The organism is Micromonospora avicenniae, from assembly GCF_900156065.1.
GTDB lineage: Bacteria > Actinomycetota > Actinomycetes > Mycobacteriales > Micromonosporaceae > Micromonospora > Micromonospora avicenniae.
The window spans coordinates 448,621-468,837 of record NZ_FTNF01000001.1 but is presented as its reverse complement, the minus strand read 5'-3'; the positions used below and the strand labels follow the sequence as shown (position 1 = coordinate 468,837).

General features: G+C 72.0%; 18 protein-coding genes, 2 pseudogenes and 1 riboswitch. Of the genes and pseudogenes, 7 read left to right on the top strand and 13 right to left on the bottom strand.

All coding sequences use genetic code 11. The features are described 5' to 3' along the window. Positions 1-63: 63 nt before the first annotated feature. Entirely contained in the window at positions 64-1,329 is a 1,266-nt protein-coding gene (locus BXA10_RS02220) for an aminotransferase class V-fold PLP-dependent enzyme (RefSeq protein ID WP_076466934.1), read from the bottom strand. A 45-nt stretch (positions 1,330-1,374) separates the two neighbouring features. Further along, positions 1,375-1,495, bottom strand: a riboswitch (SAM riboswitch). Positions 1,496-1,560: 65 nt separating this feature from the next. Between BXA10_RS02220 and BXA10_RS02215 the strand changes: the two genes are divergently transcribed. Beyond that, entirely contained in the window at positions 1,561-2,976 is a 1,416-nt protein-coding gene (locus BXA10_RS02215; protein ID WP_245828093.1) for a PrsW family intramembrane metalloprotease, read from the top strand. A 76-nt stretch (positions 2,977-3,052) separates the two neighbouring features. Here BXA10_RS02215 and BXA10_RS31300 read toward each other — a convergent pair whose 3' ends face one another. Both BXA10_RS31300 and BXA10_RS02210 read right to left on the bottom strand, forming a co-directional pair. Then, complete coding sequence (locus tag BXA10_RS31300) at positions 3,053-3,220, bottom strand: hypothetical protein (protein ID WP_165947321.1); 168 nt, start codon at positions 3,218-3,220, stop codon at positions 3,053-3,055. 115 nt (positions 3,221-3,335) lie between these two features. Then, positions 3,336-3,674 carry a GroES family chaperonin gene (locus BXA10_RS02210; protein WP_076466932.1) on the bottom strand — a complete coding sequence of 113 codons (339 nt, stop codon included), beginning with the start codon at positions 3,672-3,674 and terminating at the stop codon, positions 3,336-3,338. On the opposite strand from BXA10_RS02210, the gene BXA10_RS02205 reads away from it, so the two are divergent. Continuing rightward, on the top strand, positions 3,637-5,130 hold the full coding sequence (locus tag BXA10_RS02205; RefSeq protein WP_425436011.1) for an AI-2E family transporter: 1,494 nt from the start codon (positions 3,637-3,639) through the stop codon (positions 5,128-5,130). The two genes, BXA10_RS02210 and BXA10_RS02205, sit on opposite strands and share 38 nt — an antisense overlap. Before the next feature lie 36 nt (positions 5,131-5,166). Here the strand turns inward: BXA10_RS02205 and BXA10_RS32660 are convergent. Both BXA10_RS32660 and BXA10_RS32655 read right to left on the bottom strand, forming a co-directional pair. Continuing rightward, positions 5,167-5,850, bottom strand: a pseudogene (locus BXA10_RS32660) (ATP-dependent DNA helicase); the annotation flags it as partial. A 114-nt stretch (positions 5,851-5,964) separates the two neighbouring features. Further along, positions 5,965-7,326 (bottom strand): annotated as a pseudogene (locus BXA10_RS32655) (ATP-dependent DNA helicase); the annotation flags it as partial. Between the two features lie 122 nt (positions 7,327-7,448). On the opposite strand from BXA10_RS32655, the gene BXA10_RS02195 reads away from it, so the two are divergent. The 4 genes from BXA10_RS02195 to BXA10_RS02180 all read left to right on the top strand — a co-directional run bounded on the left by BXA10_RS02195 (position 7,449) and on the right by BXA10_RS02180 (position 10,848). Next, entirely contained in the window at positions 7,449-7,955 is a 507-nt protein-coding gene (locus tag BXA10_RS02195; protein WP_076466926.1) for a DUF402 domain-containing protein, read from the top strand. 126 nt (positions 7,956-8,081) lie between these two features. Beyond that, entirely contained in the window at positions 8,082-9,080 is a 999-nt protein-coding gene (locus BXA10_RS02190) for a PPK2 family polyphosphate kinase (RefSeq protein ID WP_076466924.1), read from the top strand. Between the two features lie 129 nt (positions 9,081-9,209). Beyond that, entirely contained in the window at positions 9,210-9,836 is a 627-nt protein-coding gene (locus tag BXA10_RS02185) for a DUF47 domain-containing protein (protein WP_076466922.1), read from the top strand. Between the two features lie 4 nt (positions 9,837-9,840). Continuing rightward, positions 9,841-10,848: an inorganic phosphate transporter gene (locus tag BXA10_RS02180; RefSeq protein WP_076466920.1), complete on the top strand. Its 1,008-nt coding sequence runs from the start codon at positions 9,841-9,843 to the stop codon at positions 10,846-10,848. Positions 10,849-10,951: 103 nt separating this feature from the next. Here BXA10_RS02180 and BXA10_RS02175 read toward each other — a convergent pair whose 3' ends face one another. Further along, on the bottom strand, positions 10,952-11,920 hold the full coding sequence (locus BXA10_RS02175) for a Gfo/Idh/MocA family protein (RefSeq protein ID WP_076466918.1): 969 nt from the start codon (positions 11,918-11,920) through the stop codon (positions 10,952-10,954). 70 nt (positions 11,921-11,990) lie between these two features. On the opposite strand from BXA10_RS02175, the gene BXA10_RS02170 reads away from it, so the two are divergent. Next, positions 11,991-12,824: an NUDIX hydrolase gene (locus tag BXA10_RS02170; protein WP_076466916.1), complete on the top strand. Its 834-nt coding sequence runs from the start codon at positions 11,991-11,993 to the stop codon at positions 12,822-12,824. Positions 12,825-12,949: 125 nt separating this feature from the next. On the opposite strand, the gene pstB is transcribed toward BXA10_RS02170, so the two are convergent. From pstB to BXA10_RS02135, 7 genes are all read right to left on the bottom strand, one after another. Continuing rightward, entirely contained in the window at positions 12,950-13,726 is a 777-nt protein-coding gene (gene pstB / locus BXA10_RS02165) for a phosphate ABC transporter ATP-binding protein PstB (RefSeq protein WP_076467348.1), read from the bottom strand. 20 nt (positions 13,727-13,746) lie between these two features. Beyond that, positions 13,747-14,835 (bottom strand): phosphate ABC transporter permease PstA, encoded by a 1,089-nt coding sequence (pstA, locus tag BXA10_RS02160; RefSeq protein WP_076466914.1) that lies wholly within the window; start codon positions 14,833-14,835, stop codon positions 13,747-13,749. Further along, the gene (gene pstC / locus BXA10_RS02155) at positions 14,832-15,923 is read right to left on the bottom strand and encodes a phosphate ABC transporter permease subunit PstC (RefSeq protein WP_076466912.1); all 1,092 of its coding nucleotides are present in this window, start codon (positions 15,921-15,923) and stop codon (positions 14,832-14,834) included. Before pstC ends, pstA begins: the two co-directional genes overlap by 4 nt. A 38-nt stretch (positions 15,924-15,961) precedes the next feature. Next, complete coding sequence (gene pstS / locus BXA10_RS02150) at positions 15,962-17,068, bottom strand: phosphate ABC transporter substrate-binding protein PstS (RefSeq protein ID WP_076466910.1); 1,107 nt, start codon at positions 17,066-17,068, stop codon at positions 15,962-15,964. A gap of 359 nt (positions 17,069-17,427) precedes the next feature. Beyond that, positions 17,428-18,354 (bottom strand): mycothiol synthase, encoded by a 927-nt coding sequence (gene mshD, locus BXA10_RS02145; RefSeq protein WP_076466908.1) that lies wholly within the window; start codon positions 18,352-18,354, stop codon positions 17,428-17,430. Between the two features lie 55 nt (positions 18,355-18,409). Then, a complete protein-coding gene (locus BXA10_RS02140) occupies positions 18,410-19,309 on the bottom strand; it encodes a polysaccharide deacetylase family protein (RefSeq protein WP_425436018.1) in 900 nt (299 codons plus the stop codon). 124 nt (positions 19,310-19,433) lie between these two features. Beyond that, positions 19,434-20,153 (bottom strand): winged helix-turn-helix transcriptional regulator, encoded by a 720-nt coding sequence (locus tag BXA10_RS02135; RefSeq protein WP_217696720.1) that lies wholly within the window; start codon positions 20,151-20,153, stop codon positions 19,434-19,436. Positions 20,154-20,217 lie beyond the last annotated feature (64 nt).

Genomic DNA, 20,217 nt, shown 5'->3' with positions numbered 1-20,217 from the left:
CGGTGTGCCCGCCGACCGGGCGGGCCGTGCCCGTGGGCCGGGCGGCGGTCCGCCGCCGGGCGCTCAGGCGAACGTGGCGAGGGCCGCGAGCAGCCGGTCGATGTGCTCCTCCGTGCTGCCCAGCCCGATGCTGGCCCGCAACGCGGTCGGCGGCAGGTCCCGCCGTCCGGCGCGCGTGGCCGCCTCGATGAGCAGTCGCTGGGCGAGCGGATGGGCGCAGAACAATCCGTCGCGTACCCCGATGGCGTGCTCCCGGGCCAGCTCGGCAGCCACGTCGGAGGAGTCCCGCCCCGCCACCACGAAGGAGACGATGCCCACCCGGGGCGCGTCTGGACCGAAGGTGCGCAGCTCCACGACGTGCGGCAGCGCCGCGATTCCGTCCCGCAGCCGGCCGAGCAGGCGCTGCTCCCGGTCGTGCAGCGCGGCGCGGTCCGCGTCCGCGAGGGCGTCGCAGACGGCGGCCAGCGCGACCGCGCCGAGCAGATTCGGGGTTCCTCCCTCGTGCCGCGCCGGCCCGACCGCCCAGGTGACCTCGTGGGTGGCCGCCCCGACCCGGGCCGTGGCGCCGCCGCCGGCCAGGTACGGCTGCGCCGCGTCGAGCCAGTCCGCCCGGCCGACCAGCGCTCCGGCCCCGAACGGGGCGTAGAGCTTGTGGCCGGAGACGGCGAGATAGTCGACGTCCAGCGCCAGCAGGTCGACCGGTGCGTGTGGGGCGAGCTGCGCGGCGTCCACTGCGATCCGGGCCCCATGGCGCCGGGCCACCCGGGCCAGCTCGGCCACCGGCCAGCGTTCGCCTGTCACGTTGCTCGCCCCGGTTACCGCCACCAGCACCGGCAGCCCGGGCTGCGCCGCCCGGCGTAGCTCGGCGAGCGCGGCGTCCAGGGCACGTACCGCCCCGGCCGGGTCCGCGGGCACGGGCAGCCGGACCGAGCCACGCGGCCAGGGCAGCAGGTTCGCGTGGTGCTCGCCGCCGAAGGTGACCACGGTGGTGCCGGGGGGCAACGCCCGGGCCAGCAGGTTCAGCGCGTCGGTGGTGTTGCGGGTGAAGATCACATGGTCTTCGGCCCGGGCGCCGAAGAAGTCACCGACCGTCTGCCGGGCCCGCTCGTAGGCGAGCGTGCAGCGGCGGGAGAGGGCCCCGGCGCCGCGGTGCACACTCGCGTACCACGGAAGCAGCGCGGCCACCGCGTCGGCCGCGACCCGCGCGCACGGCGCGGTGGCCGCGTAGTCGAGATTGATCTCACCCGGTACGCCGAGCACGCTGAGCGGCTCGCTGCCGGCCGGAGCGGCCGACAGGGTGTCGATCGGGGATACGAGGGTGACGGACACGCCGGAACCTCCCGGGCCAGGGACCCCGGGGCTACGTCGGGACGGGGTCCGCGCTTGCCCGGCACGCGGATCGGGCCGGGCCCGGTCATCACCCGGGGCACCCCACCGCGAACTCGACGAGGGTTGCCGGCCAGCAAGCCGGGGCTTGACGCTGGCGCTCGTGACCTGTCGGCAGCATAGCGGCTGCCGATGCGCCAGGACCACCCGCCCGGCGGTGGCTAGGCTGACCGCATGGCCGACACCCCGCCCGGCAGCGCGCCGCCGTCGCCGTCCGTTCCGCCCGGTCCGGGTGCCGTGCTCCGGATGCCGCTGCGCCGGCTGGGCTGGCGGCGGTTCCTGGTGCTCGCCGGGCTGGTGCTCCTCATCGCGGCGTGCGCGGTCTTCATGGTCTACACGATCGGCGAGAACATCGGCGTGCAGGCGCTGCTGATCGGCACGGTGGCCGCCATCCTGCCGGTGCCCGTGCTGGTCGCCTGCTTCCTCTGGCTCGACCGGTACGAACCCGAGCCGCTGAAGTACCTGATCTTCTGTTTCGCCTGGGGCGCGTTCGTCGCCACCGCCGCCTCGCTGACGGTGAACGACTTCGCGGCCGGCCAGATCGCCCACGCGAAACTGCCGGCCGCGCTCACCGGAGTGCTCGTCGCACCCTTCGTCGAGGAGTCGACCAAGGCACTCGGGCCGATCCTGCTGCTGGTGTTCCGGCGACGGGAGTGGTCCGGGATCACCGACGGGCTGGTCTACTGCGGGCTCTCGGCGGTCGGCTTCGCGATGGTGGAGAACATCCTCTACCTCGGCGGGTACGGCTTCGCGACAGGTGTGGACCGGTACGGGCCGGCGACCGGGGCGCAGCAGGTCATCGCCATCTTCATCGTCCGGATCCTGCTGTTCGGGTTCGCCCATCCGCTCTTCACCTCGATGACCGGTGTGGGGCTGGGCATCGCCGCCCGTACGGCCGACCGCCGGGTCCGGGTGCTCGCCCCCGTCGCCGGGCTGCTGGTGGCCATGATGCTGCACGGCACGTGGAACCTGCTGCCGACACTCAGCCAGGCCACCAACCAGCCGCTGATCATGCTGTACGGCTTCATCGGCCTGATGGTGCCGATCTTCTTCGGCATGGTCGGGCTGGCTGTCTGGCTACGGGCCTGGGAGGGGCGGCTCACCGAGCGCAGGCTGCCGGACTACGTCCGGGCCGGCTGGCTGAGCCCACCCGAGGTGGCGGCGCTGAGCAGCCTCGGCCGCCGGCACGCGGCCCGCGCCTGGGCGCGACGGGTGGGCGGGGACGCCGGGGTGAGGGCGATGCGCGGCTACCAGTTCGCGGCCACCCGGCTGGCGTTGTTGCGCGACGGTTCGCTACGCGGCCTGGACCGGAAGGCGGCGGATCGGGAGCGTACCGCCCGGGAAGAGCGGGAGCTGCTGGAGGCGATCACGGCGTACCGCTCGTTCTTCGTCGGCCGGGACCCGCAGGCGCCCGCCGGGGTGTGGGACGGCGACCGCTACCACCTGCGATTCCCGGACGGCTCCCAGCGGACCGTGAACGCGCCGGACGAGCCGGTGGTGCCGATTCCGGTGGTGCTGGGCGGGCCACCACCCGCGCCCGCGCCGCCGGGCTGGCACGCGCCGCGGCCCGGCCCGCCTTGGCACGCCTGACCGGGCGGCGCCGGAGTGCGAGCCGGTGCCGACCGGTGCGGGTGCTCGGGCGGACCGGCGCGGGTCGCCGGCCGGGTCAGGTCATCAGGCTGGTGAGGAAGTCACCGAGCCCCTGGAACATGGCCACCAGACCCGCCCCGATCGCCTTGAAGATGTTCGCCGCACCGTCCGGCCGGAACGCCATGAAGTAGATCAGGAACGCGATGAAGCCCCAGAACAGCAGCTTCCTGATCCATTCGGGCATCGTCCCTCCCCAGGGCCGGTGGTCCGGCTGGCTTCCCGGCGGGGAGCGGTGCAAACGGTGTCCGTGCGGTCGGGGACGGGGAAGTCGGCACCGTTCGGTGCCGACCACGGGGGGGCTAGAGGTAGAGCCCGGTGGCGTCGACCTCCACCCGCTCGGCGGCGACGGCGTGCACGTCCCGCTCGCGCAGCAGCACGTAGCCCCGGCCGTGCAGCTCGACCTCCGACCGGTCGTCGGGGTCGAAGAGGACCCGGTCGCCGGAGACGATGGAGCGGACGTTCGGACCCACCCCGACGGCGGTGGCCCAGGCCAGACGCTTGCCCACCGCCGCGGTCGCCGGGATCACGATGCCGGCGCTGGAGCGGCGCTCGCCCTCGCTCCCCTCCAACTTGACCAGCACGCGGTCGTGCAGCAGGCGGATGGGCAGGCCGGAGTCGAGATCCTTGTCGGCGGTCACGTCGCAGACGCTACCGTGTCGCCCCCGCCCCTCGACCGGTGGTTACCGTCACGGTGGCCAGGGCAATGTTGCGGATGAGGCCTATGGTGGCGAAGGCTGGCGTATGCTGTCCGACCTGTCACCGTGGGCGGACCGGCCGTCTTGCCAGGAGGTGCGCTTGAGCCGCTTCGAGCGGGTACGCGACCGGTTCCGTCGTGCGTACGAGACGGTGCGGTCGTCCAGACGATCCGCGCGGGCCACCTCCAGCGACGTTCCCGCCGACGCCGGCGTGGCCGCGCCGGCGTCGCCGGGCCCGGTGGCGCCACCGCCGCCGACGATGGTCGACGAGGAACTGCCGCCGCCCCCGCCGCCGAGCACCACCAGCCGGGACGACGCCGAGGTGCCGCACGCGCTGCGCATCGCCGCCGCCTGGTCGTGGCGTCTGATCGTGATCGGCCTGGTCGCCTGGGCGTTGCTGCGGATCGTCGGCACGATCCGCATCGTCATCATTCCGCTCGCCATCGCGCTGCTGCTGTCGGCGCTGCTGGCGCCCGCGGTGGGTTGGTTGTTGCGGGTCCGCTTCCCCCGGTCGCTGGCGACCGGGGTGGTGCTGGTCGCCGGTCTGGCCGCGGTGGTCGGCACGCTGACCCTGGTGGTGAACGAGTTCATCAAGGGCGTGCCGGAGCTGAGCGAGAAGTCCACTCAGGGTGTCCGGCAGATCCAGGAGTGGCTGAAGACCGGCCCGCTGCACGTCTCCGACAGCCAGCTGGATCGCTACATCGAGGAGGGCCAGAAGTGGGTCAGTGAGAACACCGGCCGGTTCACGGATGCGGCCACCACCATCTCGGGCACCCTCGCCGAGGTGGTCACCGGCCTGCTGCTGGTGCTCTTCGCCACGTTCTTCTTCCTGCGCGACGGCAGTCGGATCTGGCGCTTCCTGGTCCGGCTGCTGCCCGTGGCCGCCCGCTGGCGGGTGGACGACGCCGGCCGCGCCGCCTGGGGGACGCTGGTCGCCTACGTACGGGCCACCGTGCTTGTCGCCTTCATCGACGCCGTCGGCATCGGCATCTTCCTGGTCATCTTCGACATTCCGTTCGCCTTCCCGCTCGCCGCGCTGGTCTTCCTGGGGGCGTTCATCCCGATCGTCGGGGCGGCGCTCTCCGGCGGGGTCGCCGTGCTGGTCGCGCTCGTCGACAGCGGGCCGGTGACCGCGCTGATCATCCTCGGCGTGGTGATCGGCGTCCAGCAGGTGGAGGGGCACGTGCTCCAGCCACTGATCATGGGGCGCGCGGTGGCCATCCACCCGCTCGCGGTGATCATCGGTATCGCCGCCGGGGTGGTGCTCGCCGGGATCACCGGCGCGCTGGTCGCCGTACCGCTGATCGCGGTCCTGAACACGGCGATCCGCCGGCTCGCCGCCCGTACGGTGCCGGCGACTCCGCCGGACGCCGTGGTGGTCGCCTCGCAGACCCCCTGACGGCCCCGCCGTCCACGACGGACCGCGACGGTCCGGTCAGGACGCGGCGAGGCGCTTCAGCGCGCCCTGGACGACGTCCCGCCGGGTGGTGTACCAGAACGGCGGCAGTGAGCGGCGCAGGAACGGGCCGTAGCCGCGAGCGGTCTCCAACCGTGAGTCGAGCACAGCGACGACTCCCTTGTCGCCGGTCGCCCGGATGAGCCGTCCCACTCCCTGCGCCAGCCGGATGGCGGCGATCGGCACGCTGACCGCGGCGAAACCCGAGCCGCCGCCGGCGTCCACCGCGGCCGCCCTGGCCGCCGCGAGCGGCTCGTCCGGCCGGGGGAAGGGCAGCCGGTCGATCACCACCAGCTGGCAGGAGTCGCCGGGCACGTCCACCCCCTGCCAGAGCGACATCACCCCGAACAGGCAGGTCTCGCGCTGCTCGCGGAACCGGCGGACCAACAGGGGCAGCGCGTCCTCGCCCTGCAGCAGCACCGGCAGGTCGGTCCGCGCCCGGACCAGCTCCGCCGCCTGCTGCGCGGCCCGCCGCGAGGAGAAGAGCCCGAGGGTACGACCACCGAGTGTCTGGACCAGGTCCAGCAGCTCCTCACCGGCCGCGTCGGGCAGGCCCGAGACACTCGGTCTGGGCAGGTGGGCGGCGACGTACAGGATGCCCTGCCGGGCGTAGTCGAACGGCGAACCGACGTCCAGTGACCGCCAGCCCGGCCCGCTCGTGGGCGCAGCCCCCGCCTCGCGCTCCGCACCCGCCTCGCCTCGGCGGCCGCCGCTGCTGGTACCCGTGCGGCCACTCCTGTCGGTGGAAGCGGCCAGGGCGGCGGCCGCCGGGGAGGGCGGCGAAGCGGCCGGGGCCTCCAGCCCCAGCGCCCGGGCCACCGTGTCGAACCGGCCGCCGAGGGTCAGGGTGGCCGAGGTGGCCACCACGGTGCGGTCCTCGTAGAGGTGGGTGGCGAGGGTGCCGGCGACCGACAGCGGGGCCACCACCAGCGCCCGGCGGCTACCGTTGTCGGGCTTCTCGACCCAGGCGACGTCGTGTTCGTTCTCCTCCAGCAGCCGCTGCGCCGTGGTCGACAGCTCGTCCAGCACGGCCCGGGCCTGCTGCTTGCGTACCGGGTCGGGATCGTCGGACTTGACGTCCCCGATCGCGTCGAGCGCGGCCCGGGTGGCCGCGTCGAGCAGGGTGCACGCCTCGCGCAACGCCGGGGGCAGGCCGGCGGTGAGTCGCCCGGCCGGCGCCTCGGCGAGCCCCACCGCGAGCGCGTCGCCGGCGGCGGTCAGCGCCTCCGCGGTCTCCGGCTTCAGCAGCGGCCGGGCCCGACGGGTGGACCGGTCGATCAGCTCCGGTACCAGCTCGGCCTGTGCGGCCGAGGAGACCCGGTCGGCCAGTTCGTGCGCCTCGTCGACGATGAGCAGCTTGTGCGGCGGCACGATCTGCCGCCCGGCGAGCATGTCCACCGCGAGGAGGCTGTGGTTGGTGACGACGATGTCCGCCTCGCGTGCCCGGGCCCGGGACGCCTCGGCGAAGCACTCCGCGCCGAACGGGCAGCGGGTCGCCCCCACGCACTCCCGGGCCGGCATGGAGACCAGGCGCCAGGCCTGGTCGTCGACGCCCGGATCCAGCTCATCCCGGTCCCCGGTCGCGGTATCCATGGCCCAGTCCCGTAGCCGCTGAACCTGCTTGCCCAGCCGGCCGGCCTCGCCGAGCCACTTGCCGCCGGCCGGGCCGGAGGACGGTGCGTCGAAGAGGCCGTCGGTCGGCTCCTCCTCGGTCGAGTTGTCGAGCCGGGCAAGGCAGAGGTAATGGTGTCGGCCCTTCAGCACGGCGAAGGTGGGGCGGCGGCCGAGCAGCGGCTCGACCGCGTCGGCCAGCCGGGGCAGGTCGTGGTCGACGAGCTGGGACTGGAGCGCGAGGGTGGCGGTGGAGACGACGACCGGCCCCTCGACGGTGAGCGCCGGAGCGAGGTAACCCAGGGACTTCCCGGTGCCCGTGCCGGCCTGCACGAGCAGGTGCTCGCGGGCGGTCACGCACTCCTCGATCGCGGCCGTCATCTGCTGCTGGCCGGGGCGGGCGGTGCCACCGGGGACGGCCCCCACGGCGGCGGCGAGCAGCTTCTCGCCGCTCGGCCGGGTGCCGCGCCGCCGCCCCGTACGGGCCGACGGGGTGCTGGAACCGGTGGCGGCGCGGGGCAGGGTCACCGTGCGACGGTACCCGCCGCCGCCGACACCGGGCGCGCCCCTCCGCCGCGTGGCGGCCCGTCGGGTTCAGCCCGTTACATCGGCGCTACGACGAGTGGGCGATATCGGTTAGGGTGCGACTCATGCCGAGCGACGTGGTCCGCGTGATCTACCGCAAGTACGACGGCAGCGCCCACCGCGACTACCCGGCCCGTCGGCTCGCAGAGGACGACCTCGGGGTTTGGCTCGGCGTACCGGTCGGCACGAAGTCGATCTACCACGGGCGGCCGTCGGTGGAGCAGATTCCGTTCGTGCTCCTGGTGCCCCACCAGGCGTGGTGGACCGGCATGTTCAACCCGCCGCCCCGCACCAGCGAGGTCTACTGCGACATCGCCAGCCCGGCCCGTTGGGAATCCGACGACACCGTCCACCTCTACGACCTCGACCTGGACGTGGTCCGCCGACGTGCGACAGGCGTCGTGGAGTTGCGTGACGAGGACGAGTTCGCCGAGCACCGGGTGCGCTTCGGCTATCCGGAGGAGCTGGTGGCCGAGGCGGAGGCGGCGGCGCGGTGGCTCCTGACCGCGCTCGGCGACGGCACCGAGCCCTTCGCCACCGCGTACCGCAAGTGGCTCGCCCTCGTTCTCTGACCCCCACCGCGTGCGCCCGCCGATCATGAGGTTGACGGCGGCTTCGATCATCGGATCCCCGCCAACCTCATGATCATCGGGGGCGGTCGGCGCGCGGGTTCGGCGTCGACGGGTGATGATCCGAGGGTGGCACCTCGTGAGACGGAAGTCGTAGCGCCGGTCGACGGGCCCCTGCGGTGGCTGCTGAGGGCGACGGCGCCGGTCGACCTCGGCACGGTCGACCCGCGGTCCACACCGGGCCTGCCGGGCGAGACGGTGACCGGTGAGCGCCGGAAGGCCTGGGCCCGGGCCCAGGTGCGGCTGATCGGAGCCGAGCTGGGCCGGCAGCAGGAGATGCTCTACGCGGAGGCGAAGGTCGCCGATCCCGACCCGGGTCCCGTGGACGGTCCCGGGTCCCTCGGCGGGTCCAGCCGGCCGGGCGGGTCGGGACCGGCGCGGCGGGTGCTGCTGGTGCTCCAGGCGATGGACTGCGGCGGCAAGGACGGCACGATCAAGCGGGTCGCCGGTGCCATGGATCCGCTGGGGCTGCACATCCGCTCCTTCGGTCCGCCGACCCCCGAAGAGCTGCGGCACGACTTCCTGTGGCGGATCCGGCGGGCGCTGCCGGCCGCCGGCTACCTGGGGGTCTTCAACCGTTCCCACTACGAGGACGTGCTGGTGGCCCGGGTCGAGGCACTGGTGCCTGCGGCCACCTGGCGGGCCCGGTACGACGAGATCAACGCCTTCGAGCGCGAGCTGACCGAGAGCGGCGTGACCCTGATCAAGGTCATGTTGCACATCTCGTACGCGGAACAGGGCGAGCGCCTGCTCGAACGGCTCGACGACCCGCGCAAGTACTGGAAGTACAACCCGGCGGACGTGGCCGCCCGGGCCCGCTGGAACGACTATCAGGCCGCGTACGCCGAGGCACTGGGCCGGTGCGGCACGGACGCCGCGCCCTGGTTCGTGGTGCCCGCCGATCGCAAGTGGTACCGGGACTGGGCGGTGGCCCACCTGCTCCGAGAGACCTTCGACACCCTCGACCTGGAGTATCCGCCCGCGGGTTTCGATCCGGCACGGGAGCGGGAGCGGCTGCGAACTGGGGTCGTCGAGGCGCGAGGGACGCCAGAGGTGAACGGCAGGTGAACGAGCGATGAATGTGGCTTGGCCTGGGGTGGGCCGGGAATTTCCCGGCATCGGCGTTCCCTAGCATTCCCAGGGCAGGCGTCCTGGCGGCGTCCGCCACCCTTCCACCGACACGACGAGGTCCGTGCTGTGAAGTTTTCCTTCCGCCCCACCGAGGGGGCCTTCTACGAGCTCTTCACCAGGGCCGCGCAGAACCTGGTTCGGGGCACCGAGCTGCTCAACGAGCTGGCTCTGCCCGGTGTCGAGGTGCAGTCGGTCAGCGAGCGGTTGACCGAGGTGGAGCACGACAGCGACCAGATCACCCACGAGCTGTACAAGAAGATCAACTCTACCTTCATCACCCCGTTCGACCGGGAGGACATCTACCGGCTCGGGTCGCTGCTCGACGACGTGATGGACCACCTGGAGGCGGTGGGGAACCTCCTCTACCTGTACGGCCTGACGAAGCTGCCGTCGCTGCCCCGGGAGATGCACGAGCTGGTCAACGTGCTCGACCAGCAGGCGAAGCTGACCGCCGAGGCGATGCCCCGGCTCAAGTCGATGAAGGATCTCGAGGACTACTGGATCGAGTGCAACCGGCTGGAGAACGACGGTGACCAGGCGTACCGGATGCTGCTCGTCCGCCTCTTCTCCGGCGAGTACGACGCGTTGACCGTGCTGAAGATGAAGGAGGTCGCCGACGAGCTCGAAGCCGCGTGCGACGCCTTCGAGCACGTGGCCAACACAGTCGAGACCATCGCGGTCAAGGAGTCCTGATCCTGTGACCCCCGAACTCATCGCCGTTCTGGCGGTGATCGCGGCTGCCCTGGTGTTCGACTACACCAACGGCTTCCACGACGCCGCCAACGCGATCGCGACGAGCGTCTCCACCCGGGCGCTGACACCCCGGGTCGCCCTCCTGCTGGCCGCCGTCGGAAACTTCGTCGGAGCGCACTTCGGCGCAGGCGTGGCGAAGACGGTCGGCGACGGCCTGGTCACGCTACCCACCGGGGTGGGCAGCCTCGGTGTCGTCTTCGCCGGAGTGCTCGGCGCGATCTGCTGGAACCTCATCACCTGGTACTTCGGCCTGCCGTCGTCGTCCTCGCACGCCCTGTTCGGTGGCCTGGTCGGCGCCACGCTCCTCGCCACCGGCGGTGTGGTCCAGTGGGTGAACATCGTCGAGAAGGTCATCCTGCCGATGGTGCTCTCGCCGATCGTCGGCCTCACGCTGGGCTACCTGGTGATGCTCGCGATCCTCTGGCTGTTCCGGAAGGGGCAGCCGGGCAAGCTGAACCGGGGCTTCCGCTGGGCGCAGACCGCGTCGGCGGCAGCCATGTCGGTCGGCCACGGCATGCAGGACGCGGCGAAGACCATGGGCATCGTGGTCCTCGCGCTCTACACGGGCGGCTTCCAGGAGAGCAAGACCCACATCCCGGGCTGGGTCTTCTGGACCTCCGCGACCATGCTGGCGCTCGGCACCTACGCGGGCGGCTGGCGGATCATCCGCACCCTCGGCCGCAAGATCATCGACCTGGGCCCGCCGGAGGGCTTCGCCGCCGAGACGGTGGCCAGCGCGGTGCTCTACTTCAACGCCCTGGTGCTCAAGGCCCCCATCTCCACCACCCACACGATCACCTCGGCGATCATGGGCGTGGGCGCGACGAAGCGGCTCTCCGCGGTCCGCTGGAACGTCGCGGGCAACATCGTGCTCGCCTGGATCATCACGTTCCCCGCCGCGGCGCTGATCTCCTGCATCGCGTACCTGGTGGTGCGCCCGCTCTTCGGCTGAGCCACCGCTCGCCGGGCCATGCCGGAGCGAGCCCGGATCGGACAGGGGCCCCGGTCGTCGTGGAAGCGACGACCGGGGCCCCTGTTTCACATCCGATCGACGCTCACGCGTAGTCGACGCCGATCTGGCCGCGGATCGTGTCGAGCAGGCTCATCACCTCGAGGGTGGTGGAGTGCGGCACCAGCGGGCTCTCGAGCAGGCCCTCCGCCAGGCAGCGCTGCACCTCGATCGCCTCGTACTGGTAGCCCCCGCCGGGCACGTCCAGCGAGACGGTCTCCGGCTCGGCGCCGGCCCGGTGCAGGGTCAGCGAGTCGGGCCGGAAGAACGGCGCCGGCAGGTCGATCCGGCCGGCGGTGCCGGTGATCGAGGCGACCAGCGGGGTGGCCCCGATGATGCCGCAGCTGAGCGTCGCGACCGCGCCCGAGTCGTAGCCGAGGACCACACCGGTGTTCTCGTCCACGCCCTCCGGGCCGATCTTGGCCCACGAGCGGACGTGCTGGGGTACCCCGAGCAGCAGGTGCGCCAGGCTGATCGGGTAGATGCCCAGGTCGAGCAGGGCGCCGCCGCCCAGCACCCGGGCACGCATCCGGTGCTCGGGCGGGAACGGCCCGGGTACGCCGAAGTCGGCCTGCACGCTGGTCACGGTGCCGATCGCGCCGTCGGCGATCAGCTCGACCAGGCGCAGGATCACCGGGTTGGTCCGCATCCACATGGCCTCCATGAGGAAGACCCCGGCGGCGCGGGCGGTGTCGATGAGTTCCTTGCTGGTCGCCACGTCGAGCGTGAACGGCTTCTCCAGCAGCACCGCCCGCCCGGCCGAGAGGCAGGTCATGGCGGCGGCGTGGTGGGCGGAGTGCGGCGTCGCCACGTACACGGCGTCGACCTCCGGGTCGGCGGCCAGCTCCGCCCACGAGCCGTACGCGCGCGGCACGTCGTGCTTCTGGGCGAAGAGCTTCGCGCTCTCCGGTGTACGCGAACCGACGGCGACCAGCTCCGCGTCCGGCACCAGCCGGAGATCCTCGGCGAAGCGCGCGGCGATGTGGCCGGTGGCCAGGATGCCCCAACGAGTCATGGCGGCAACGCTAGTCCAGCCAGGTGAACGGGCGATCATGCGCTCCCGGGGGCGCGACTAGGCTCACGGCATGACGATCGACCCCGACGGCTTCCCCGCGCCGCCGGCTCTGGTGGAGCACGCCCGGCGGTTCCGTGCCGAGGGCGGGGTGCCGGCGGTGCCCCGGGTGGCCGCCACCGTGCTGCTGCTCCGTCCGGCCGGCCCCGGCTTCGAGGTGTACCTGATCCGTCGCGTCGCCGCGATGACCTTCGGTGGGATGTACGCCTTCCCGGGCGGTGGGGTGGACCGGTCGGATTCCGAGACCCACCTGGACTGGGCCGGTCCGACGCCGGCCGAGTGGGGCGAACGGCTCCGGCTCGCGCCGGACGCCGCGCAGGCGGTGGTCTGTGCGGCCGCCCGGGAGGTCTTCGAGGAGGCCGGCGTGCTGCTCGCCGGCGCGGACGCGGCGAGCGTTGTCGGCGACGTGAGCGGGGACGACTGGGAGGCCGCCCGGGTCGCGCTGGAGCAGCGCGAGGTCGGCTTCGCGGGCCTGCTCGCCGAGCGGGGACTCACTCTCCGCTCCGACCTGCTGCTGCCGTGGAGCCGCTGGATCACGCCGGAGTTCGAGCCGCGCCGCTTCGACACGTACTTCTTCGTGGCCCTGCTGCCCGAGGGTCAGCGGCCCCGGCACGTGTCGCGAGAGGCCGATCGCACGCTCTGGCTCCCGCCGGCGGACGCCCGGGCGAAGGCGGAGGCGGGCGAACTGAACATGCTGCCGCCGACCCTGGTGACGCTGGCGCAGGTGGCCGCGGCCGGCGACCTGAGCGGTGTCGTGCGAGCCGCCACCACCCGCGACGCGGCTACCCCCGTAACCCCCCACCTGGACGACCCCGACAACGACACCCCCCACTTCCGCCTCCACTGACCCCCCGCTCCCGCCCGCCCCCCTCCCCAGAGAAGCGCGCACTTTCACGGAAAGAGTGGCCATCCCCCGTGGAATGGCCACTCTTTCCGTGAAAGTGCGCCGCCGGAGGGGCGGGGTGGGGCGGGTCAGCCGAAGCGGCCGGTGATGTAGTCCTCGGTCTTCTTCTGGGTCGGGTTGCTGAAGATCTTCTGGGTGTTGTCGTACTCGATGAGGCGGCCGGGGTCGCCGGTCTTCTCGATCGAGAAGAAGGCCGTACGGTCCGAGACCCGGGCGGCCTGCTGCATGTTGTGCGTGACGATGATGATCGTGAACTTGTCCTTGAGCTGGAACATCAGGTCCTCGATGGCCAGCGTGGAGATCGGGTCGAGCGCCGAGCAGGGCTCGTCCATCAGGACCACCTGCGGCTCGACGGCGATCGTCCGGGCGATGCAGAGCCGCTGCTGCTGACCGCCGGAGAGACCCGCACCCGGCTTACCGAGCCGGTCCTTGACCTCGTCCCAGAGGTTCGCCGCGCGCAGCGCCTTCTCCGCGGCCTCGTCGAGGATCGACTTCTTCCGTACGCCGTTGAGGCGCAGCCCGGCCACCGCGTTCTCGTAGATGCTCATGGTGGGGAACGGGTTGGGCCGCTGGAAGACCATGCCGATCATGCGGCGGACGGCGGTGACGTCGACGTCCCGGTCGTAGATGTCCTGGTCGTCGATGGTGAGGCTGCCCTCGACCCGGGCACCGGGGAGCACCTCGTGCATCCGGTTGATCGAGCGGAGGAAGGTCGACTTGCCGCAGCCGGACGGGCCGATCAGGGCGGTGACGGTCTTCGGCTCGACGGTGAGGTTGATGTTCTCGATCGCCTTGAAGCCGCCGTAGTAGGCGGTGACGTTCGAGGCTTCGATGCGCTTGGCCATGGTGGTGGTACCTCCGAAGTTCATCGGCCGAGCCGGTTACGACGGGCCAGCAGCTTCGCCGCGATCGTCAGGATCAGGACGAGGGCTACCAGGGTGAGAGCCGCGGTCCACGCCCGGGCGGGGGAGAACCGCGACGCGTCGCCGGCCTGCTGGTACACGAAGAGCGACAGCGACGACTGGTTGTTCTCGAACGGGTTGAAGTTGATCGCCGCGCCGCCGCCGGCGACGAGCAGCACCGGCGCCGTCTCGCCGGCCGCGCGGGCGATGGCGAGCATGACGCCGGTCACGATGCCCGGCAGCGCCGTCGGCAGCACGACCCGCAGGATGGTCTTCCACTTGGGCACGCCCAGGGCGTACGCGCCTTCGCGCAGCGGCGCCGGGACGAGCCGGAGCATCTCCTCCGTGGAGCGGACCACCGTGGGGAGCATCAGCACGCTCAGCGCGAGCGCGGCGGCGAACCCGGAGAAGCTGGGCCGGCCGTCGTTGAACCACGGGGAGACGATCAGCACCCAGAAGGCCAGTACGAAGAGGCCGGAGACGATCGACGGGATACCGGTCATGACGTCGACGAAGAACCGGATCGCGAACGCGAACTTGCCCCGGCCGTACTCGACGATGTAGACGGCGCAGAGGATGCCGAGCGGGACGGTGATCAGGGTAGCGATGCCGACCTGCTCCAGCGTGCCGATGATCGCGTGGTACGCCCCACCGTTCGCGTCCCTGGCCCCGATGTTGTTCATCGAGGTGAGGAAGAAGTCGCCGTCGAGCCGCTCGACGCCCTTGCTGAGCAGCGTCCAGACCACCGACGCGAGCGGCAGTACGGCGAGCACGAACGCCGAGTGGATCAGTGCGCTCCAGGTGCGGTTGCGGGCCGAGCGCGCCCCCTCCACGGCCTTCGCCGCGAGGTAGAGCCCGATCAGGTAGAGCAACGCGCCGAGGACCACGACGAGCACCCAGTTGCCGATGCCGGCGCCGAGCACCACCGCCGCCGCGACCAGCAGGGCGGCGAGCGCGATGGCCGGCGCGGCGTACCGCGGCAGTCGCTTCGTGCGCAGGGTGTCCGGCGTGGTGGCCGGGCGGGGGCGGTGGCTGGTGACGGTGGTGGTCATGCGGCCGACTCCGTGAACTCCCGGCGGCGGTAGATGATCACCCGCGCGGTGATGTTGACGATCAGCGTGATCGCGAAGAGCACCAGGCCGGAGGCGATCAGCGCGCCCCGTCCGGTCTCGTTCGCCTCGCCGAACGCGTTGGCGATGTTCGCGGCGATCGTGTTGCCGCCGTTCTGGATCAGGTTGAACGAGATGCCGAAGGTGATGCCGAGGGTCATCGCGAGGGCGATCGTCTCGCCGAGCGCCCGGCCCAGGCCGAGCATGACCGCGGCGATGATGCCGGGGCGGCCGTACGGCAGCACCGCCGTGCGGATCATCTCCCAGCGGGTGGCGCCCAGGGCGAGGGCGGCCTCCTCGTTGGCGGTCGGGGTCTGCAGGAACACCTCGCGGGAGAGCGAGGTGACGATCGGCAGCACCATGATCGCGAGGACCAGCGCGCCGAGCAGGATGGACTTGCCGAAGGGCCCCTCGCCCCCGAAGAGCGGGATCCAGCTGAAGTACTTGTTCAGCCAGACCGAGAAGTCCCGGACGGGGTTGATGAAGATTTCCCGGCCCCACAGGCCGAAGACGACGCTCGGCACCGCGGCGAGCAGGTCGATCAGGAAACCGAGCGTGGTGCCGACGCGGCGCGGCGCGTAGTGGGAGAGGTAGAGCGCGATGCCCAGTGCCACGGGGACCGCGATCAGCAGGCCCAGTGCCGCGCTGAGCACGGTACCGAACGCGAGCGTGCCGATGCCGAACTTCGGCTGCGCCTCGTTGGGCGACCAGCCCTCGTAGGTCCAGAAGTTCGCGGTGTCGGCGCGCAGCGCCGGTACCGCCTTGGCGACCAGGAAGACCGCGATCGCCGCGATGATGACCAGGACGGCGGTGCCGGCAGCCAGGGTGAGGCCGCGGAAGGCCCGCTCGGCGCCGAATGCCCGGGCCCGGGGCAGCGCGCCGCCGCCGCCCAGCCCGGTGCCGCCCGGGGTACGGGTGCTGACTGGTGCCTCGGCCACACGCGCCGAGGCACCGGCGGGCCACTCGTGACTTTCGGTCACGCGAGTCCCGCCGGTGCCGGCGTCGGCCGAGCGGTGGGGGGTTTCACCCATCTGCTCGCTCGATTCGATTGCGGAGGTGTGGGGTCAGGTCAGGAGATGTTCTTGACCGCGGCCTCGACCTTGGTGCGGACGCTCTCCGGCAGCGGCGCGTAGCCCAGCTCGGTCAAGGAGTTCTGGCCCTCGGTGCTGGCCGCGTAGCCGAGCAGGCCCTTGACCAGCGGCAGCTTGTCGGCGGCGAGGCCCTTGCCGCAGACGATCTCGTACGTCGCCAGGACGATCGGGTAGGCCCCGGCCTCCTTGGTGTTGTAGTCGATCGACAGCTTCAGGTCGTCGCCCTGGCCCTCGATGGTGGCTCCGGCGATGGTCTTGCCGGCGTTCTCGGCGGTCAGCTCGGCGAACTCGCCGGCGCCGTTACCGATCTTGGCCATCTTGAGGCCGGCGTTCTCGGCGAAGGACCACTCCATGTAGCCGATCGAGCCGTCCGCGCCCTTGACCGAGGTGGCCACACCGTCCGAACCCTTGGAGCCGGTGCCGCCCGGGGCCTTCCAGGCCTTGGCCTTGCCGAAGGTCCAGTCCGCCTCGGCGGTCTTGCTCAGGTAGTTGGTGAAGTTGTCGGTGGTGCCGGACTCGTCCGAGCGGTGCACCGTCTGGATGGTGGTCGACGGCAGGGTGGCGCTCGGGTTGTCGGCCTTGATGGCCGGGTCGTCCCACTTGGTGACCTTGCCGGCGAAGATCTTCGCCAGGGTGGCCGGCTTGAGCTGGAGGTTGTCCACACCGCTCACGTTGTAGGCGACGGCCACCGGACCGATGACCATCGGCAGGTGGATGGCGGTGCCGCCGGCGCACTTGGCGTCGGCCTGCGGCTGCTCCTCCGGCTTGAGTGCGGAGTCGGAGCCGGCGAAGTCGGCGGTGCCGGCGATGAAGGCCTGGATGCCCGCGCCGGAGCCGGTCGGCTCGTAGTTGATGGTGCTGCCCTGGCACTTCTGCTGGTACGCCTTGATCCACTCGGCCATGGCGTTCTTCTGGGCCGAGGAACCCTGGGCGTTGACCGTGCCGGTGGCGCAGTCGACCGCGGCGGCCGAGCCGGAGGCGCTGGCGCCGGTCGCGGGCTCGTTGTTGTCCGAGCCGCATGCACTGAGAGCGAGCGCCGCAGTAACAGCGAGGCAGGCGATCGTGCCATACCGCTGGAGCTTCACCTGAGGGGTTTCCCTTCACGTCTGACTTGGCGCCCCGGTAGTCGCCCGGGGGAACCGGTAGTGACCGGCCGATTCCACAAGCTAGGAGCGCCAGGTGACCGGCTTGCCGGTCGTAAGTGAACGAAGGGTGAACAGGTTCGGCAGACGAGGTGACCGATCACTGAGGGTGGGTTGTCCGTTAAGTGAACTCGCGGGCGCGTGTCGGAAGTATGGGTATTTTTCCGGTGCTGCGTTATCTCACCGAGGCGCCCCCGTTATCCGCCGGAGACGCCAACGGCGCCTCCGGCGTCGGGTCGGTGGAGAGGCTCGGCGGGCCCCGCCTCCGCGTTCGTCCGGCCGGGCGGAATGCGCCGCTCGATTCAGCCCAGGTGGTAGTTGACGTGCGCCGACCAGCGCAGGAACCCGAGCCGCTCGTAGAGGGCGACGGCCGGGCTGTTCGACTCGTCGACGTAGAGCATCACCCGGTCCAGCCCGCGCCGGTCACGCAGGTACGCGAGCCCGGCCGCGGTCAGCGCCCGGCCCAGCCCGCCGCGGTGCGCCGCCGGGTCCACCCCCAGCACGTACACCTCACCGATGCGGGCCGATCCCGGGCGCTCGTGCACCTTGGTCCAGTGGAACCCGAGCAGTTGGCCGGTCGACTCCTCCACGGCGAGCAGGAAACCGGCCGGGTCGAACCAGGGTTCCGCCAGCCGTACGCGCAGGTCTTCGGCCGTCCACCGGCCCTGCTCGGGATGTTCGGCGAAGGCCCGGGCGTTGAGCGCCAGCCAGGAGTCGTCGTCGACCCCCGGCTGGAAGGCGCGCAGCGTGACCCCGTCGGGCAGGCGGGGCTCGGTCACCGGGGCGGTGAGCGAGCGGCGCAGCTGCCAGAGCACCCGGGCCCGGGTGAACCCGAGGTCGACCGCGAGCGCGGCGGCGGAGGGGTGGTCGCCGTGCGCCCAGGCGCGCAGCGGGCCGGTGGCCGCGGCCACCGCGCCCCGGGCCAGCGCCCGCCCGACGCCGTTCCGCCGGCGCGCGGGATGCGTCACCAGCTCGACTCCGACACCGGCGGCAGGGTCGGTGGTGTCCAGGTGGGCGTACCCGCTCAGCGTGCCGTCGCCGGCCCGGGCGATCAGGTGCACTGCGGGCGCCTCGGGGTCGCGCAGGCGCAGCAGGGTGTGCTCGTCGAAGGGGTCGGCTCCGTCGGTGTCGCCGGCGGCCCGGGCCAGGGCCAGCACGTCGGCGATCTCCGTGGGGGAGAGCCGGTCGGCACGGGTCACCTGGTCGACGGTGGGCTCGGCGCTGCTCATCCGTTCACCGTAGCCCGGTCCGTTCCGGCGGTCGCCGGCCCCCGGTGCGATCGGCTCACGTCCGATCGGTGGGCAGGGCCTCCAGGTCGAACCGCGCGGTCAGTTCCGGAAGGAGCTGCCAGAGGGCCTCCACGGTGCCCTGCCGGTTCCCGCCGGCATCGTGCATCAGCACCACGGAACCGGGTTCGACCTGGGAGGAAACGGTCGTGGCGATCTTCGCGGCCCCCGGTGCCTCCCAGTCCGACGGGTCCACGGTCCAGTGCAGCGGTGTCATTCCCAGCGCGTGCGCCACGGAGACGACCGGGTAGGTCCAGGCGCCGCCGGGCTGGCGGTACCAGACGATCGGCGCGTTGGGGGCAGCGGCCCGGATGGCCTGGTTGGTGCGGAGCAGGTCGGCGCGGATCGCGTCCGGGGACCGGTTGCCGAGCGTGACGTCGTGGTTCCAGGAGTGGTTGCAGAGGGTGTGTCCGTCGGCCACGATCGCCCGGACCAGGTCGGGGTGGCTCTCGGCCATCTCGCCCACCAGGCAGAACGTGGCCCGGACGCCGAACTCCCGCAGTGCGGCGAGGACCTGCGGGGTGTACTGCGGATCCGGGCCGTCGTCGAAGGTCAGGGCGACCCGGTCGTCGCCGGTGGTGGCGTGCGCCCCGAAGAGGTTGTTCCCGGTGGCGTCGCGCGACGAGCCGTCCTGTCCGGCCTCGGTCGGCTTGGGCGGTTCGGTGCCGTCCTGCTCGGCCTGCTCGCTGACGGTGGGCTCGGCCGGGGGCTGGTCGGCGTAGTTGCCGCCGTTCAGGTCGCTGGTGACCCCGGCGGCGCCGTGCCGCGGCCGCTCCGGGATGAGGCTCCGGCCCAACACGTACGCCGAACCGAGCAGCGCGGCCACCACCAGGACGACGATCGCGGCCGCGCGTCCGGTTGAGCCGGGCCGCAACAGCGCTCGTACCCGGCCGCTCAGCCGGCTGCCGCCCCCCGTGTTCATCGCGCGTACCGCCGTCCCTTTTCGCTGACAAACTCGCAGTCAGAATAAAACCGGCGAGCTGCGCAAAAAGGGCATATGGGAAAGCCCGGAGGAACCCGGATCAGGCCGGTAGCGGCGCGGGCTCCGACTCGGGCAGCGGGCGGGACGGCGGCACCACGAACTTGTAGCCCACCTGGCGCACCGTGCCGATCATCGACTCGTACTCCGAGCCGAGCTTGGCCCGCAGTCGCCGGACGTGCACGTCCACCGTGCGGGTGCCGCCGAAGTAGTCGTATCCCCAGACCTCACGCAGAAGCTGGTCACGGGTGAACACCCGGCCCGGGTGCTGGGCGAGGAACTTCAGCAGCTCGAACTCCTTGTACGTGAGGTCGAGCGGACGTCCCTTGAGCTTCGCGGCGTAGGTGTCCGGGTCGATCGTCAGCTCCCCGGCCCGGATCGAGCCACCCGTGCCGGCGACCGCGTTGTTGTGCCGCCCCACGGCGAGCCGCAAGCGAGCCTCCACCTCGGCCGGGCCGGCCGACGCGAGGATGACGTCGTCGACGCCCCAGTCGGCGTTCAGCGCGATCAGCCCGGCCTCGGTGACCACCGCGACCAGCGGTACGCCGAGGCCGGTGGCGTGCAGCATCCGGCAGGTCGCCCGGGCCTCGGTCAGCTCGGAGCGGGCGTCCACCAGGACCGCGTCCGGGCTCGGACCGGCGACCAGCGTGCGTACGTCGCGCGGCGCGGTGCGTACCGAGTGCGGCAAGAGGTCGAGTGCCGGCAACACGGCGGACGGCTCACCTGCGCGTGCGCCCACGAGCAGCAGGATCTCCACGATCACCTCCGTCCCGGCGGCCTCGTGGCCGCGCGCGACCAGCGACACTCCGGCCGACGGGTGTGCTGAG